General features: G+C 57.7%; 16 protein-coding genes and 1 pseudogene. 9 read left to right on the forward strand and 8 right to left on the reverse strand.

The features are described from left to right. Positions 1-123 precede the first annotated feature (123 nt). A complete protein-coding gene (locus CR155_RS07290) occupies positions 124-1,107 on the forward strand; it encodes a Bug family tripartite tricarboxylate transporter substrate binding protein (RefSeq protein WP_102069335.1) in 984 nt (327 codons plus the stop codon). Between the two features lie 24 nt (positions 1,108-1,131). Next, a complete protein-coding gene (locus tag CR155_RS07295; RefSeq protein WP_102069336.1) occupies positions 1,132-1,986 on the forward strand; it encodes an NAD(P)-dependent oxidoreductase in 855 nt (284 codons plus the stop codon). 9 nt (positions 1,987-1,995) lie between these two features. Here the strand turns inward: CR155_RS07295 and CR155_RS07300 are convergent, their stop codons facing one another. From CR155_RS07300 to panB, 5 genes are all read right to left on the reverse strand, one after another. Continuing rightward, positions 1,996-2,598, reverse strand: coding sequence for a peroxidase-related enzyme (locus tag CR155_RS07300; protein WP_102069337.1), 603 nt, complete (start codon positions 2,596-2,598; stop codon positions 1,996-1,998). Continuing rightward, positions 2,595-3,122, reverse strand: a complete 528-nt coding sequence (locus tag CR155_RS07305; RefSeq protein WP_102069338.1) for a CMD domain-containing protein — start codon at positions 3,120-3,122, stop codon at positions 2,595-2,597. Before CR155_RS07305 ends, CR155_RS07300 begins: the two co-directional genes overlap by 4 nt. Positions 3,123-3,134: 12 nt before the next feature. After that, positions 3,135-4,571, reverse strand: a complete 1,437-nt coding sequence (locus CR155_RS07310; protein ID WP_102069339.1) for a flavin-containing monooxygenase — start codon at positions 4,569-4,571, stop codon at positions 3,135-3,137. A 25-nt stretch (positions 4,572-4,596) separates the two neighbouring features. Next, a complete protein-coding gene (locus tag CR155_RS07315) occupies positions 4,597-5,580 on the reverse strand; it encodes a LysR family transcriptional regulator (RefSeq protein WP_102069340.1) in 984 nt (327 codons plus the stop codon). 100 nt (positions 5,581-5,680) lie between these two features. After that, positions 5,681-6,517, reverse strand: coding sequence for a 3-methyl-2-oxobutanoate hydroxymethyltransferase (panB, locus tag CR155_RS07320; protein ID WP_102069341.1), 837 nt, complete (start codon positions 6,515-6,517; stop codon positions 5,681-5,683). 198 nt (positions 6,518-6,715) lie between these two features. Here panB and CR155_RS07325 point away from each other — a divergent pair, with 198 nt between their 5' ends. Then, positions 6,716-7,558: an aldo/keto reductase gene (locus CR155_RS07325; protein WP_102069342.1), complete on the forward strand. Its 843-nt coding sequence runs from the start codon at positions 6,716-6,718 to the stop codon at positions 7,556-7,558. Positions 7,559-7,588: 30 nt separating this feature from the next. Here the strand turns inward: CR155_RS07325 and CR155_RS07330 are convergent, their stop codons facing one another. From CR155_RS07330 to CR155_RS07340, 3 genes are all read right to left on the reverse strand, one after another. After that, positions 7,589-9,001 carry an MFS transporter gene (locus tag CR155_RS07330; protein ID WP_102069343.1) on the reverse strand — a complete coding sequence of 471 codons (1,413 nt, stop codon included), beginning with the start codon at positions 8,999-9,001 and terminating at the stop codon, positions 7,589-7,591. A gap of 50 nt (positions 9,002-9,051) precedes the next feature. Continuing rightward, entirely contained in the window at positions 9,052-9,276 is a 225-nt protein-coding gene (locus tag CR155_RS07335) for a SlyX family protein (RefSeq protein WP_102069344.1), read from the reverse strand. 212 nt (positions 9,277-9,488) lie between these two features. After that, positions 9,489-12,305 carry an aconitate hydratase gene (locus CR155_RS07340; RefSeq protein ID WP_102069345.1) on the reverse strand — a complete coding sequence of 939 codons (2,817 nt, stop codon included), beginning with the start codon at positions 12,303-12,305 and terminating at the stop codon, positions 9,489-9,491. Between the two features lie 208 nt (positions 12,306-12,513). On the opposite strand from CR155_RS07340, the gene CR155_RS07350 reads away from it, so the two are divergent. The 6 genes and pseudogenes from CR155_RS07350 to CR155_RS07375 all read left to right on the forward strand — a co-directional run bounded on the left by CR155_RS07350 (position 12,514) and on the right by CR155_RS07375 (position 15,810). Next, the gene (locus CR155_RS07350) at positions 12,514-13,116 is read left to right on the forward strand and encodes an FmdE family protein (protein WP_102069347.1); all 603 of its coding nucleotides are present in this window, start codon (positions 12,514-12,516) and stop codon (positions 13,114-13,116) included. Positions 13,117-13,167: 51 nt separating this feature from the next. Continuing rightward, positions 13,168-13,505, forward strand: a pseudogene (fdxA, locus tag CR155_RS07355) (ferredoxin FdxA). Positions 13,506-13,531: 26 nt separating this feature from the next. Beyond that, the gene (locus CR155_RS07360; protein ID WP_233213997.1) at positions 13,532-14,122 is read left to right on the forward strand and encodes a YceI family protein; all 591 of its coding nucleotides are present in this window, start codon (positions 13,532-13,534) and stop codon (positions 14,120-14,122) included. Between the two features lie 100 nt (positions 14,123-14,222). Continuing rightward, a complete protein-coding gene (locus CR155_RS07365) occupies positions 14,223-14,429 on the forward strand; it encodes a DUF2061 domain-containing protein (protein ID WP_102069348.1) in 207 nt (68 codons plus the stop codon). 89 nt (positions 14,430-14,518) lie between these two features. Beyond that, positions 14,519-14,917, forward strand: a complete 399-nt coding sequence (locus CR155_RS07370; protein ID WP_102069349.1) for a pyrimidine dimer DNA glycosylase/endonuclease V — start codon at positions 14,519-14,521, stop codon at positions 14,915-14,917. Between the two features lie 230 nt (positions 14,918-15,147). Continuing rightward, positions 15,148-15,810 carry a phosphoribosyltransferase gene (locus tag CR155_RS07375; protein WP_102069350.1) on the forward strand — a complete coding sequence of 221 codons (663 nt, stop codon included), beginning with the start codon at positions 15,148-15,150 and terminating at the stop codon, positions 15,808-15,810. The last annotated feature ends 244 nt before the right edge of the window (positions 15,811-16,054 follow it).

Here is a 16,054-nt window from a genome sequence, read left to right on the forward strand (position 1 = left end):
TAAACGACGCACTTTATATAGCTCATTGGCATGATAAATTAGGGCTTCTTATATTAAAGTGAGCATTGGTCCTTAACGTCGATCAATATCGCTGAATATTTTCGCAACTCTTCGGATTACATCATGCGCAGAATTTTTGCAGGTTTGGCCGGCGTCATTGCGCTGACCGCCACATTCTCCACCCCTGCCCTGTCCGCCGACTGGCCGCCCGTCAATAAACCAGTCCAGATCATTGTTCCGAGTCCGGGCGGGGGCGGAACAGGCGACACCATTGCCCGTCTCATTGCCGATCAGCTAAGCCAAAAGCTCAAAGGCAACTTCATCGTCGAAAACCATCCTGGTGCCAATGGCAATATCGGCGCCGGGATTGCCGCCGAAGCCCCCAACGACGGTACGCGGCTCCTGTTCTCGTGGGCCGGAACATTGGCGGTCAGCCCAAGCCTATACAAGAAACTGCCTTTCGATCCTCAGAAAAGTTTTGATGCCATTGGCCTTATCGCTCACGTACCCAACATCCTGGTTGTGAGCAAGGAGCTGCCGGTCAACAATCTTGCGGAGTTCACCGATTACGTCAAGAAACACCCCGGAGTCGTGAATTTCGGCTCGACGGGCAACGGAAGCTCCATGCACCTGGCCGGCGAGCTCTATATGGCGGCGACCAGCACCAACATGGTACACGTGCCGTACAGTGCACCGGGCCAGGCTACGACAAATCTGATTTCAGGCGAGATCCAATCGATGTTCCAGCTTGTCCCAGGTATCGTGGGCCACGTCAAGGCCGGCAACGTCAAGGCGCTGGGCATCATGGCAACCGAGCGTTCCAGCACCTTGCCCGACGTACCAACCATGGAAGAGCAAGGCCATCCGGAATTGTTGTCCGCAACCTGGTTCGCCCTCCTCGCGCCGAAAGGCACGCCGGCCGACATCATCGAGCGTACGAACAAAGCGCTAAACGAAATCCTGCAAGATCCGGAAATCAAACAGAAGCTGGCCGGAATGGGAGCGGCTACATTGGGCGGCACGCCTCATGACCTGGACAACCTGCTTGCGTACGAGTTGAAGAAGTGGAATAAAGTCGTTAAGGACGCCGATATTCATATCCAGTAATCGCATGAATCCTGGGAGGCTGCCATGTCTGAAACGATAGGATGGGTGGGATTGGGCAAAATGGGTACGCCCATGGCCAGGCGCCTGTTGCAGGCAGGCCATCCCCTGTACGTGTGGGCCCGCAACCCGGAGCAGACGCTCACGTTGCGCAAAGAGGGCGCCAAAGTGGCAACCGATTTGCGCGAACTTGCACAGCGTTGCCAGACTGTGTTTACGATACTCGGCGATACGCGCGATGTCGAAACTGTCTATGAGGGATTGCTGCCTGGCATGCAGCCCGATTCGGTATACATTGACATGACCACCGTGGCGCCGAAAACTGCCTCGACGCTGACCAAGCTGGTCGCCGCGCGGGATGCCAGATTCATGGACGCACCTGTTACGGGGGGCGTTGCCGGCGCCGCGCAAGGCACCTTGACACTCTTCATAGGCGGCGACGCCGCCATCCTTGAAAAATGCAGACCGCTGCTGGAGAGCCTGGGCCAACGCGCCATCCATTGCGGCCCGGCAGGGTCCGGCTACCGTATGAAGCTTGTCAACCAAACAATCATCGCCGGCACCTTCCTGGGCCTGGCGGAAGGCATCGCCTTGGCCCGTTCCAGTAACTTCGATCTCGGCCTACTGACTGACGCGCTGAGCAAAGGCACGGCCTCGGGCATGCTGTTCAATGCTTACGCGGAGCGCATGATGCAGGGCAGTGGCGACGTCACCTTCACACTGGGCATGCTGCGCAAGGATTTGCGTCTGGCACAGGCTGAGGCCGAATATCAGCAACAACCCTCGTTGTTTTTGAAATTTGCCGTCCAGTGCCTGGACCGGGCGTGCGAACGTTTCGGCCCGCATGCCGGAGTGCAGATGCTAAGCCAGCTGGATAGCTGAACCGGCGCCTTACTGCGTGGCCGGCATAGGCGCGGCCGGCAGAGGCTCGCCCAGATTCAACATAAGGCGATTGGCCCAGGCAAAAATCGAGCTGGCATGCAGAAGGTCCAGGATCTCGGCATCGGTCATGCCTACATCTTTTAACGACTGGATATCATCAGGTCCAATCTGCCCGGGCTCGAGGGTGAGTCGTATGGAAAAACGCACTATTGCCTTCTGGCGTTCGCCGGTTCCCGCCGTGCAGGGGTCCTCGAATACCTGCCTGACGGTTTCGTTCTGCTTGGCCAACTGTTCAAAGCGCTGTGCATGCACCGATGCACAATACACGCAACCGTTGACCCGCGACACCGTCAGTGCGCCCAGTTCCCGCTCGGCGCGAGCCAGTCCGCCGGGCGCGTACATGATGGCGTTATAGGCCTCGGAACGTTGTTTCAGTATGGCTGGCTGATGCGCAAGCAGCAGGTAGTAATCAGACTCCTTGGCCTTGGGGTGGCTCATTTCCAGCACCTCAATTTGCTGAGGTGTTGCTGTGTTTACGTCGACCACGTCCAGCCAGGCCTTCCAGTCCAGCGTCTCGTTGGTGTATCCCTTGATTCTGATCACGTCATTCATGATTGCGACCCCAGCGCCTTCATGGCCTGCAGGCCTGCGACCAAGCGGACCTGGTAAGACAGGAAGGCAATCAATTGAGCAAGCGTAATGATATCGGGCGTGGCAATGCCGGCGCTTTGTAGTGCCTGCACTGCTGCCCGGTCACCTTCGATCGGTTTGAGAATGAGCTTGGCGGTAAACGCCAGTAGCGCGGGCAGACGGCCCGGCTGCAAGTTCTCCAACCGATTCCGGGCCACGGCATCCAGAATGGCCGCATCGACGTCATACTGCCGAAGCATGTCCAGATAATGGCGCTCGAGGCCAGGAGCTGCGGAAAGGACACAAGCTTGATACGCCACCAGCAGCCTTTCATGGATAGTCAAACCGCTGGCCGCGGGATCAAAAAACAGCTCATAACTGCCCTGTGTGGCGACCGCAACTTTTTCGCGCACATGGCGCATTGCATGGAGGGTGTCGTCTGGTGTCAAACCCACCACACGGTCTATCAGGTCGCCGCCGGGCGACGCGTTGTTGGTATCGTTCATGATTTTCCTTCCTTATCCGGCAACACGCCATTCGTCGCCAAAGACTTCCGGATCGTCGAAAGCGAGCAGTTGCGCGTAATGTTCCTGAATATTTTCCCCATATAGCAAACTGGCTATGCCTTGGGACAGACGCGTAGCGCCATCGCTGATGGCCGGGATATCGCCCGATACCGTGCCGTGTGTCAGTGTTGCCGGGTAGCAGAAACAATGGATACGCGACAAACCCGGCAGCTCGCCCTTGTGTTTCTCCTGGAATTCAAAACTGGGACCCAGATCTGGCGAGTCGAGCAGTTCGCGGTCGTCCACACCTTCTGTGGGCGTGTAGCGGTCGCCCCATACTCGCAGATGCGGAGCAATGGTTGCGTATTCCGGCCGACTATGCCAGTCAATCACGAATCCGGTGGACAGGATAAGGAAATCCAGTTCAAAGTTTGTGCGGGGCGTTTCGACCCGTAGCGTCTGCCCTTGATCAATGACCCGCAGAACAGGCGAACCGAGATGAAAATGGGCATGAGCGTGCCGTGTCACGCGCAATACGCTTGCGCGCGGAGGTGGCACCTGTTGGGCATTGATGTAATGCCGTATGCGCCATTTCCATTCGTCAGGAAGGTCGACATACCCTTGGATGAAACCAGGATTTCCGGCTCCCTTGGCCTTGTTGATGCGCGGAATATCGCTACGGCGTATCAGCACATCCACGCGTGCCGCACCGTTCTCCAGCGCGGTGCCCGCGCTGTCCATGGCAGAAGCGCCTGCGCCGACAACGCCGACACGCCGGCCGCTCAGCATGGAATAATCCAGCGGGTCGGACGAATGCGCCCAGCGTTCACGCGAGGCGGACTGGATGAACTCCGGAACGCTTGCGCCGCCCAGGCCGGCGCGCCCTGTGGCAAGCACCACGCGCCGCGCATACACCGATAATGTTCTTGACGGCGTCCGCATCTGCAGTTCGACGTAGTCCGCAAAGGGAACTATGTTGGTCACCACGTGCTCGTTGCGAACATCGATCTTCATTGCACGCCGGTACCAACGCAGGTAGTCCATCCATAGAAGGCGGGGAATTTTGTCGAGGTCATTCCATGCGTCGGTCCCGAATTGCGCCTCGTACCAGGCACGAAACGTCAAAGCCGCCAAGCCAAGCGCCGGGCCGGTCAGTTGTTTTGGGGACCTCAGCGTCTCCATACGGGCAGTGGTCGCCCAGGGTCCCTCGAAACCTTCGGGCGCGCTGTCGAACACGCGTGCAACCATACCCAGGTTGCCCAATGCGGCGGCCGCAGCCAGGCCGGCCATACCAGCGCCGACGATCGCCACTTCGAGCAGAGGCTGACCGTTAACCATGCCTGCGGGCACCCATCCCTTGGCAGGCAGGTCGAGCCAGGCGAGATCCTGGGCCAGGCGTTGTTCAAGGGCGAGCAAACCCTGAGGGTTTGAAAGAATGATACTGGTCATGAAAGGGCAATAGTGCTGTTACGGCCTAAAGCGTATCACTAACCCGATCTGAAGACAGCGGGACCGGTTGCGGAATTGTCGGCAAGCCGCTGAGGTCGCCGCGTGCAAAGTCGGGAATGCTTTCGTTGGCGTAGTCCCACATGGTTTGAATAAGACGCTGCCCTTCCTCGGGCAAAACCCGGTCGCGATGCGTGATGACGCCCATCATGTAGGGAATGTGCGCATTGAAGGGCCGGTACACCACGCCTACCGGAGCAAAAGCGGTCGATGTGAACGGGTCCATAAGCGCTATTCCAACGCCTGCGCGAACCAGCGCCAGGGCATTCATATATGAAGACGTTTCGATATGTCGTCTCGGGTTAGCTCCCGCGTTTTGCAGCAGGGCCGTGGACAGGCGGTGTCGCAAGCCGGACGCATTTGACAGGGAGATCACGGTATGTGAACCCAGGTCGGCCAGCTTGATGACGTCGTTGCCCGCCAGGGGATGACCGGCAGGCAGCGCCACCAGGCAAGGTGCCTGGCCTGACCAATGCAGATGGCAGCGGCCCAGATCGATAGGAAGACTCGTGATGCCGATATCCGCCAAACCGTCTTCCACAAGGCGTGCAACTTCGGCGGGGTGCGCCACTTCGATCTGCATCTTGTCTTCGAAGATAGGGTTGATGCGCTCCAGTCTGCCCACAACTTCCGCCACGAGCGACGTGCACAACGACATGTTGGCAGCCAGACGCAGCGGCCGAGGCTGGCCTCGGGCGATTTCACGCGTCCGGGTGTCGAGTTGCTGCAAGCCTGCCAGCACATTGTGCACTTCTTCGTAGAATTCACGCCCTTGAGCCGTCAGTGTGACTTGGGGGCGGGTTCGCGTGAAGAGCACGAAGCCCAATTCGTGCTCCAGGTCTTGCAGCTGCCGACTGACGACAGGTTGCGAACGGTCGAGCACCCGTGCGGCCGAAGTTACGCTGCCCGCGGAATAAACTGCGGCAAATGCCTCGAGTTGGCGGATTTCCATAAATCAATCAAAAGCCGGATAAGGGTGAATGCGGATTGCATCAGACGCATATTATACTTTTTGAAATTATTATTATATTTATCTTACACAATCCGCATAGTCACTGTGGCGTTTCCGGCCTTTTGACTCCGAAGCAATTTTCAAGCGCGGGAAAGGTGCCGTTGCGTACGTCGGCCGCGTAGTGTTCCACCGCAGATCGGATCACCGCGCCCACATCGGAATATTGCCGGGCAAACTTGGGTATGCGCGACCCGCTCAAGCCCAGGATATCTTCCGTGACAAGTATCTGACCGTCACAGGCAGGCGAAGCGCCGATGCCGATGGAAGGAATTCCAAGGCTTTCGGTGATCCGCCGTCCCAAAGCCTCGGCGACGCCCTCAAGGACCACGCCGAACGCCCCTGCCTTCTCGTGCGCCAACGCATCCTCCAATATGCGTTCGGCCGACTCATCGTTCATGCCCTGCGCCTTGAATCCACCCATGGTGTTCACATACTGGGGCATCAGACCCACATGCGCCAGAACCGGAATTCCGCGGTCGACGAGAAACCGCGTGGTGTCGGCAAGAGCCACGCCGCCTTCCAGCTTGATGCCGTCGGCGCCGCTGATCGCCAGTACTCGCGCCGCATTCGAAAATGCCTGCTGCGGCGATTCCTGGTAGCTGCCGAAGGGCATGTCCACAATAATGCAGGCATGACTGGTCGACCGCACGACTGCTGCCGCATGCGCCGCCAACTGGTCGGCCGTGATCGACAGCGTATTGGGCAGCCCATAGGCAACCATTGCCGTCGAATCACCGATCAGGATCATGTCGAGCACGTCGTCAAGCAAGCGCGCAAAGGGCGCACCATAGGCTGTAAGCGCCGCAATCTTTTTCTGGCCTTTATACGCCATGAGCTGCGGCACGCTGATGCGCCGTGCCTCGCTATGCACACTCATTTCTTTACTCCCTTTAAATTGAACATCGCAATCGGAGCGGGTTGAAGGTTTTGCCGCCTGACAAGCACCGTATAATCAATCAGGATCAACTATAGACTAAACCGCCGGCCGGCCAGTTCGACCCATCCGTACCGCATGGCATCGTGGCCTCGTCACGATCGCAGCGCCATGCTTCCTGTGCAACCATGGAGAATCAACATGCTTAGCAGCCAGAAGACCGTATCGTTTCATGACGGGCGCAGCGCCCCTCAGTTGGGAATGGGCGTGTGGCAAGTCGAAAACGATATTGCCAGCTCGATCGTGAAAACAGCAATCGACATCGGCTACCGCTCCATCGATACAGCGGCGATATATGGCAATGAAGCAGGTGTGGGCCGCGGTATTGCCGAATCGTCCGTCAAACGTGAAGAACTTTTTATTGCAACCAAGTTATGGAATGATCGCCACGGCCACGATAGCACCAAAGTCGCCTTCGAAGAGAGCCTGGAAAAATTGGGGCTCGACTATGTCGATCTTTATCTGATTCATTGGCCGGTTCCCAAGGTCGGACTCTTTGTCGACGCCTGGGAATGCATGATCCAGCTTCGTGATGAAGGGCGTGCCAAGTCCATAGGGGTCTGCAACTTCAACGTCAACCACCTCGAGCAATTGCTGGACCAGACAGGCGTATTGCCCGTCGTCAACCAAATCGAACTGCACCCGCAATTTCAACAGGCCGAGCTGCGCGAATTCCATGCAGAACACGACATCGTCACCGAAGCGTGGAGCCCTCTGGGCCGCGGCCGTCTGTGGGATGACCCCACCCTCAACGACATTGCACGCAAGCGTCAACGGTCCGTGGCTCAGGTGATGCTGCGGTGGCATATACAACTTGGGAACATGGTCATTCCAAAGTCAGTCACCCCCAGCCGCCTGGAAGAGAACTGGCGGATCTTCGACTTTACCCTCAATGACGACGACATGGCCGCCATTGCACGCCTCGACCGGCCCGATGGCCGGGATGGCCCCGATCCAGAGCTCTTTCGTCTGTTGAAAGCCTGACGGCGACAAGGCGCGGCCGAGCGGCACGCGCTATACGCCTGCCGCCCGACGCGCGCCGCGGCTAAAGAAAGCAGCCAGCCCGGGAGCACATGCAAACACTGCAAACAACGCGAGGGCGGCGTGCCGTGCGCCTTCAATGCCTCCAGGCTCGATAAATCCCGCTGCGTTGGTGACCATGCCGGCCAAACTGGCACCCATTGCCATGGCGTACAGTTGCAAGGTAGTGATGGCCGACGATGCAATGTTCTCCTGCCCGGGAGGCGCCGACTTGAACACTCGCGTCAATAAATTGGGCCAGCAAAGACCCACCCCCAGACCGACGCCCAATAACGGTGGAATCAACCACTCGGAATCGTACCCTCCAAATGACAAACTGGTCGACGGCATGACATAGGCTAGCATCAGCAGCGACATGGCCGACAGAACGGGCCCCCCTACAATAAGGCGATTTACCGTCGCCGTGGACCTGCTGGAGCTGATGAACGAACCCAGCGTCCATCCGGCCGACATCAAGGCAGTCCAGTAGCCGGCTACCAGCGGCGTCTTGGCATGGATAATCTGCAAGAAATAGGGAATATATATTTCGGTGGTCACGCCCACGCTCAGCAGGCAAATGCATGCATACAAGCTGCCCAGAGCCGAATGCATGGAATACGTTCCCTCCGGAAACAGCCTGACGCGCGCATGCTTGTCGGCCCATGCAATCAGGACGGTCATCAGCAAGCCCGCCGCAATTCCAACGGCATTCCAGACGGGCTGCGGCGAAAGACTGGCCACCGATACCATCAGCACCGATACGGCCAGTAAAGAGATCTTGCCCAACGGTGCTTCGACCGGTCTGTCTTTGACGGGCGTATGATCGACAACCTGGGTAGACACCAGCCAGCCCAGCACCGCGGCAAGGGGCAACACCATCCAGAACGCCAAACGCCAGTGCCCCGTCTGGGCAAATATGCCGCCTATGGCAGGCCCCGACAAAGTGGCCACGCCCCACATGCTCGACACCAGCACCATGGCCCGCGACCAAAGGCGCTCTTCGAACACCAGGCGGACCGACGAATAGCTCAGTCCCAGCAGGAGACCACCGCCCATGCCCTGCGCGCTGCGGCCCAGCAGCATCCAGGGCATGGAAGGCGCCGACGCGCAGCCCGCCGTACCGATGACAAAAACGAGAATGGCCAGCTGAAACGCTCTTCGCGGGCCGAAGGAATCCATCGCCTTGGGCGACAACGCTGATCCGAGAATGGATGCGACCACGAACAGCGTGGTGTTCCAGGCGTAGTATTCCAATCCGCCGATGTCCTGCACGACCGAAGGGAGTATGGTAGTGACGATGTAAACATTGACGGCATGCAGCGCGACGCCACCTGACAACGCCAACGACCGCAGACCGTTGCGGCCCGAAAGTAGCTCAGACCAGGATGCTGCCTGTTTTGTGTGCATAAAAGCGAAATGACTCGTATAGCAGCCGGTTAATCCGGTGTTCCCGCTGGTTAGTAATGCGGCGGCTTTTCCTGCGTGTAGCTGCCGGCATCGGGATGGGGGTCGCCCGCATCGCCGCCGCCCTCGCCAAGCCGCTTAATGAGTGCAGTGCAAAGCAGACGCAACTCGTCGATCTGCTTTTGCTGCTGGTAAACCACGCGGTTTAGCTCCTGCGTCAAATCGTCCTGGCCGGTCAGCTTGATTTCGATGTCGATAAGGCGTTCTTCGATATTCATATTTTCCCCTGCTGCATGGAAGGCGCCATTCTAACCGGCGGACCGGCGCACCGGTGGCGCCGGAAAGCGTGACGCAGGTATAGTTCGGGACAGGACACCACCGCGGCCAAATCACCGCAGTACTGACCCGCCATGGTCATGACAGCCCCGAGCTGGACTTGATCTATTATCTGACCAGACCAAGTCCGTAGGCGTCACGCCTTGGTCCAGACCTACCTGGCGAGCAAATTGCGCAACACGTATTGCATGATGCCACCGTGGCGATAATACGAAGCCTCGCTTGGCGTATCAATGCGCACCAGAGCATCAAATTCGACGTCACCCGCCCTGACCTTAACGGTGGAAGGTATGCGCCCCTCGTTCAGGATGGTGATCCCGACGATATCAAACACCTCTTCGCCCGTCAGCCCCAGCGATTGTGCATGCTCGCCGGGCACGTATTGCAGCGGCAGCACCCCCATTCCCAGCAAATTCGAGCGATGGATGCGTTCATAGGACTCGGCTATGACGGCGCGCACTCCCAGCAGGACAGTACCTTTGGCCGCCCAGTCGCGAGACGAACCTGATCCGTATTCCTTGCCCGCCAGAATAACCAGTGGCGTGGCTGCTGCCAGGTAGGCACTGGATGCCTCGAAAATGGTAACGACAGGGCCGCCATCCTGCGTGAAATCCCGGGTATAGCCACCTTCAGTGCCCACCGCCAATTGATTGCGCAACCTGACATTGGCAAAGGTGCCGCGGATCATCACCTCGTGATTCCCCCGCCTCGATCCGTAGGAGTTGAAATCTGCCGGCGCCACGCCATGGTCGGTGAGGTATTTGGCCGCGGGCGAATTGCGGGCGATGGAGCCCGCAGGGCTGATGTGGTCGGTGGTGACCGAATCGCCCAGTTTGGCCAGTACGCGCGCACCCGCAATATCGGACACGGGCTCGGGGTTACGAGGCATGTCGTGGAAGTAAGGCGGCTTGCGCACGTAGGTCGACGTGGCGTCCCAGTCGAAAATGTCCCCCTTGGGCGTGGGCAACTGGCGCCATCGTTCGTCGCCGGCAAAGACATCGGCGTAGCCGCTTTTGTACATATCGGACACGATCGACGATTCGACGACCGCCGCTACGTCGGCCGCCGACGGCCAGATATCTTTCAGGTAAACATTTTCCCCATCCCCATCGGTGCCGATCGGGTCGTTGAACAGGTCGATGTCCATGGTGCCTGCCAAGGCATACGCCACCACCAAGGGAGGCGACATCAGGTAATTCATTTTTACTTCGGCATGGATACGACCTTCGAAGTTGCGATTGCCGGACAACACCGACACGACGGAGAGATCGTGTTCGTTGACCGCCGCGCTGACCTCCGGAATCAGCGGACCCGAGTTGCCGATACACGTGGTACAGCCATAACCCACCAGATTGAACCCGAGGGCGTCCAGATATTGCGTCAGCCCGGCACGGTCGTAGTAGTCGGTGACCACGCGGGATCCGGGCGCAAGACTGGTCTTGACCCATGGACGACGGCTAAGGCCTCTATTGACAGCATTCTTGGCCAGCAAGGCGGCGGCAAGCATGACGGTGGGATTCGATGTATTGGTGCAAGATGTGATTGCCGCAATGACTACCGAACCGTGGTCTATCTGGCCATGGGAACCGTCGGGGAAAGTGACCGAGATGGGGTCGCGTGCCCGCAGGCCGCTGACAGGCGCTTCGTCCACATGGTCAGTAGGCTGGGGCGACCGGGAATCGGACTCGCTGCGCGATGGAGTGTCCGAAGCTGGAAAGGACTCTGCCACTTCCTTATCGTATCCCTGCGGCTTCTGTTTGGGTTCATCCACGAAGGTGGCCAAAGCACCGCGGAAAGCCTTTTTGGATTCCGACAGCGATATGCGGTCCTGGGGCCGCTTGGGACCGGCGATGGACGGAACTACGGTGGACAGATCCAGTTCCAACCTTTCGGAATAGCGCGGTTCCACCTGGGGATCGTGCCAAAGTCCCTGTTCTTTGGCGTATGCCTGGACAAGAGCTACCTGCTCTGGGCTACGTCCAGTCAGCTCCAGATAACGCAATGTCACATCGTCGATCGGGAAAATGGCGATGGTGGATCCGTATTCCGGACTCATATTGCCGATGGTGGCGCGGTTGGCCAACGGCACCGCCGCTACGCCAGGGCCATAAAACTCGACGAACTTCCCGACAACCCCGTGCTGACGCAAGCGTTCTGTAATGGTCAAGACAAGGTCGGTCGCCGTGGACCCTTCCGGCAATGAGCCAGTAAGCTTGAACCCTACGACACGTGGAATTAACATTGAAATGGGCTGGCCCAGCATGGCGGCTTCGGCCTCGATCCCGCCCACTCCCCATGCAACGACGCCCAGGCCATTGACCATGGGCGTATGCGAGTCGGTTCCCACGCAGGTATCGGGGTAAGCGCTGACCACGCCGTCGTTTTCTTGGGTGAAGACCACACGCGATAGATGCTCAAGATTGACCTGATGAACGATGCCGGTGCCCGGCGGCACAACCTTGAAGTCATGAAAAGCACTCTGTCCCCACCGCAAAAACTGGTAGCGCTCGAGATTGCGTCCGTATTCGATATCAACGTTTTGCTCGAACGACGACTTGGATCCGAATGTATCAACAATTACCGAGTGGTCAATGACGAGTTCGACCGGAGCCAATGGATTGATCCGGGCGGCATCGCCACCCAGCGCTTGCATGGCTTCGCGCATCGCGGCCAGGTCGACTACGGCCGGCACACCTGTGAAGTCTTGCAAGACAACGCGTGCAGGCGTGAAGGCGATTTCGCGATTGGGTTCTGCATTGGCGTCCCAGGCGGCCAGCGCCCGGATATCGTCGCCTGTGATGTCGGTGCCATTTTCTGTGCGCAGCAGGTTTTCCAGCAAGATCTTCAGGCTGTACGGCAGGCTAGCCACATTCAGTCCAGGTCCTGCAAGGGCATTGAGCCGGAAAATTTCATAAGGCTTGCCGTTGACGTCAAGCGTGCCGCGAGACCCGAAACTATTCACACTAGCCATGATGAATCTCCTGTAGTTTAGTTGTCTGTCCGTTGCTGGGTAAGGCCAGCATTCACCTTATCACGAGCAACGCCCAAGACCAACTGGATCGCACGCACGCCTGGATGAAAACCCGCATTGTCCCCACCGCCAATCCGGGCAATCAGCAAGCGGGCGGCCATAGTCGTTATATTCTGACAAACCCTCTCTTCACGCCACGGGAACATCCATGAGCTATCCTCTTTTCTTCGAGACCGCCATCAGCCTGACCATGTACGACCCGCTCGCCGAGCTTCTGGGAGCGGCCGAGAAAGGACTCATCGAATACACCTACACCGATATCGTCAAGTTGGCCGGGCATTCATGCCCTACCGTGGCCGGCGCCTACCTCATGACCATCAAGGCCCTCGAACATCTTTACGGAGACGAGTATCCGCAACGAGGCGACATAAATGTCGAATTCCGTGACGACCAATTGCATCAAGTCACGGGTGTCATGGCCAACGTCGTGGGCTTTATGACCGGGGCCACCACCGACAGCGGATTCAAGGGTTTGGCGGGCAAATACGACCGCCGCAACCTCATGTCGTTCAATGCGCCGATTGGCGCCGAAATCCAGTTTCAGCGACGCGATACTGGAACCAAGGTAGGCGTGAATTTCAATGCCAGCGTAGTGCCCGCCGCACCGGGCTTGATGCCGATGCTGCAAAAAATCCTCGCGGGCAAGGCCAACCCCGATGAAAAACGCCAGTTTGCCGCCGCCTGGCAGGAACGGGTCGGAAAAATCCTGGCCAACGTCGACCATCCCGACTTGGTCACTTATGCCCGATAAGCCCGGCCTGCCAGGAATGTTATCCTAGGGTATCTACCTACAGGAAATAAGATGACGTTCGTGGTAACCGAGGCGTGTATTCAGTGCAAGTACACTGATTGTGTCAGCGTTTGCCCCATGGACTGCTTCATGGAAGGCCCAAACTACCTGGTGATCAACCCCGATGAATGCATAGACGTTCGATATGCGTGCCGGAGTGCCCGGTGAACGCAATTGTCAGCGATCACGAGATTCCCGGCCATCAACAGCATTTCATCGACATCAACCGCCAATTGTCGCAGAATCCCGGGTGGAAACGTATTTTGCGCGTCAAGTCGCCCCTGCCCAACCATGAACGGTGGGCAACCGTAAAGGACAAATTGCAATACCTGCAGCGCGAGCATCCCTGACACTTGTTTTCTTGCCGAGGACCAACATGCCTACTTTTCTGTCAAAAGCCATTATTGCAATGACCGCAGCACTAGCCGCCCTCCATTCTGGCACGGCATCGGCCGCAGCGGTCCGCTATGAGGTTGAACCCACGCACACCTTCGTCAATTTCGAGGTCAAGCACTTCAACACGTCCACCGTGCGCGCCCGCTTCGACAAGGTCGACGGCTTCGTGGAACTGGACCGCCAGGCAGGCAAAGGCAAGGCCGAAATCGTCATCGATACCGGTTCCGTAAGCTCTGGCACGCCCGACTTCGACAAACACTTGAGCAGTGCCGATTTCTTTAACGTCGCAAAATTTCCGCAGGCCCGTTTCGTCGGCACTGACTTTCGCTATGACGGCGACAAGCTCAAATCCGTCGCTGGCGAACTTACCATGTTGGGCAAGACGGCGCCGGTAACGCTGGCCGCAAGCAATTTCAACTGCTACGATCAGCCGGTCTTGAAGGTATATGTCTGCGGTGGAGACTTTACAACCGACATCAAACGCAGCGACTGGAGCATGAACTGGGGTATAGACATGGGCGTTCCTGACCGCGTACGCCTGTTGATTCAGATCGAAGCCATACAGAAATAAAGTGGCATAGCCTGACGCTATCAAACAAATACACACAATCAACTGTCCCTGACTAATGATAATCATTATCATCAAAGCTTAGTTGATTGTGGAGTTTCTCATGTTTATAGTCGCTCAAAAGACCAGCCAGGTCATGCTGCACATGTCGGTCGCCTTTGGCGTCACCTATGCATTTACCGGCTCATTGGCGACTGGCGGGATGGCCGCCGTCCTCGAACCGATTTGCAACGTCCTGTTGCTGCCATTGCACGACCGATTATGGAGCAAGGTAGGCGCGGCAAGATGCACAAGCCCTCTGCCCCACTAGGCACCGGACTCAATCCATATCGATCACGCAATAGCGGCTCGTGCCGCCGTCCATAAAAAAGACGTCTTCATCGCGAATAGGAATACACCATGACGCGGATCAATTGCGTTCCTGTCGAAGAGCTTAGCCGCGAGCATCTTATTGCGGAATACCGGGAATTGCCGCGCGTGTTCGCGCTTGCAAGAAAGGCGGCTGAGCGTAAAGACATCAAGAAAATTGACTTGTACACGCTCGGAAAAGGCCACGTTCTGTTTTTCTACACACGTCTGGGCTACCTGGCACGGCGTCACACCGAACTGGTGAGTGAGATGCAGCGTCGAGGTTACACGCCCAACTTCACCGCATCGCTGCAAGAGTCCCATGCCGACATTCCCGCTGAATTGTGGGGAGACTGGGCACCTACGAAAGAAGCCCTGGCCATTAACCGACAGCGTATCGCTGACCGGCTGGGGAATAAAGACGGAAATCAACCGCATGGTCTACCGTAGCGGACTCGCGCGGATTGCCGGACGAGCAATTGCGCGCACGGCACGCGGCTGGCGAACCGAAGTAAAGTGTGGCATGCAGTGCTATCCTTTATGTCTGCGCAAGCGAAAGCTCCAATGGCGCCGCATGAGTCCCATGGCTTGCGGCACCTCCGGAAACCACGGCCATGCACCACGCTGGCCCAGCACGGCCGCTTGCGCCGGCATATGCACCAAGTCATAGAGGTTCGCCTATGCGCGCACTTTTCAAAGATCGTAAAGACGCGGGCCGCCAATTGGGTCTGGCATTGGTCGATCATTTCGCCCGGCGTGGCGACGCTCGGCGTGGCGACGCTCGGCGTGACGATATATTGGTTCTTGGACTGGCCCGTGGCGGTGTACCGGTTGCTCGTGAAGTGGCCAGCCTGCTGCGTGCACCCCTTGATGTCTTGCTCGTACGTAAGCTCGGCCTGCCGAAACAGCCTGAATACGCCATGGGAGCTATCGCCAGCGGCGGTGTCACCGTGCTGGATGACGAAGTCATACAGACCATGGGTGTCAGCGCGCAAGCCCTTGATGCGGTGATGGCCAGGGAGCGAAAGGAACTGGCCAGGCGGGAAGCACTCTATCGCCGCGAGCCCTCCAGCACTATAGAAGGTCGCACCGTGATACTGGTGGATGATGGCCTGGCCACGGGATCAACCATGCGTGCCGCCATCGCCAGCGTCAAACGGCGTCTGGCTCGGGCCGTTGTGGTCGCCGTGCCTGTAGCTGCCAGCGAAACGTGCGAAATGATCCGGCAAGAGGCGGACGATGTGATCTGCCTGGCCACGCCGGAAATATTTCGAGCGGTGGGATTGTGGTATCAGGACTTTCCCCAGGTCAGCGATGATGAAGTCCGGGAGGCACTGGCGTGAAATCACACCTGAAACCCTTGTAAAGCCAAGCCTTATGCCGGCCTTGGAAAGAGTGATGAATCCGTATGAATAACGATTAAAGCCGAGACCGTTGTAAATTTTACGACTTGATAACGAAAAGTAGCTTTTCCGAGTAGACATTATGCTCCGAAGGGATTACATTCCTGCTTAGGTTTTCAAGTTCGTTGAAGTTAGCACAAACCAGTACCAGAAAAAACTGTACTTTTTTGCTCATATCTCCACG

The sequence above is a fragment of the Pollutimonas nitritireducens genome (genome assembly GCF_002849615.1).
GTDB lineage: Bacteria > Pseudomonadota > Gammaproteobacteria > Burkholderiales > Burkholderiaceae_B > Pollutimonas > Pollutimonas nitritireducens.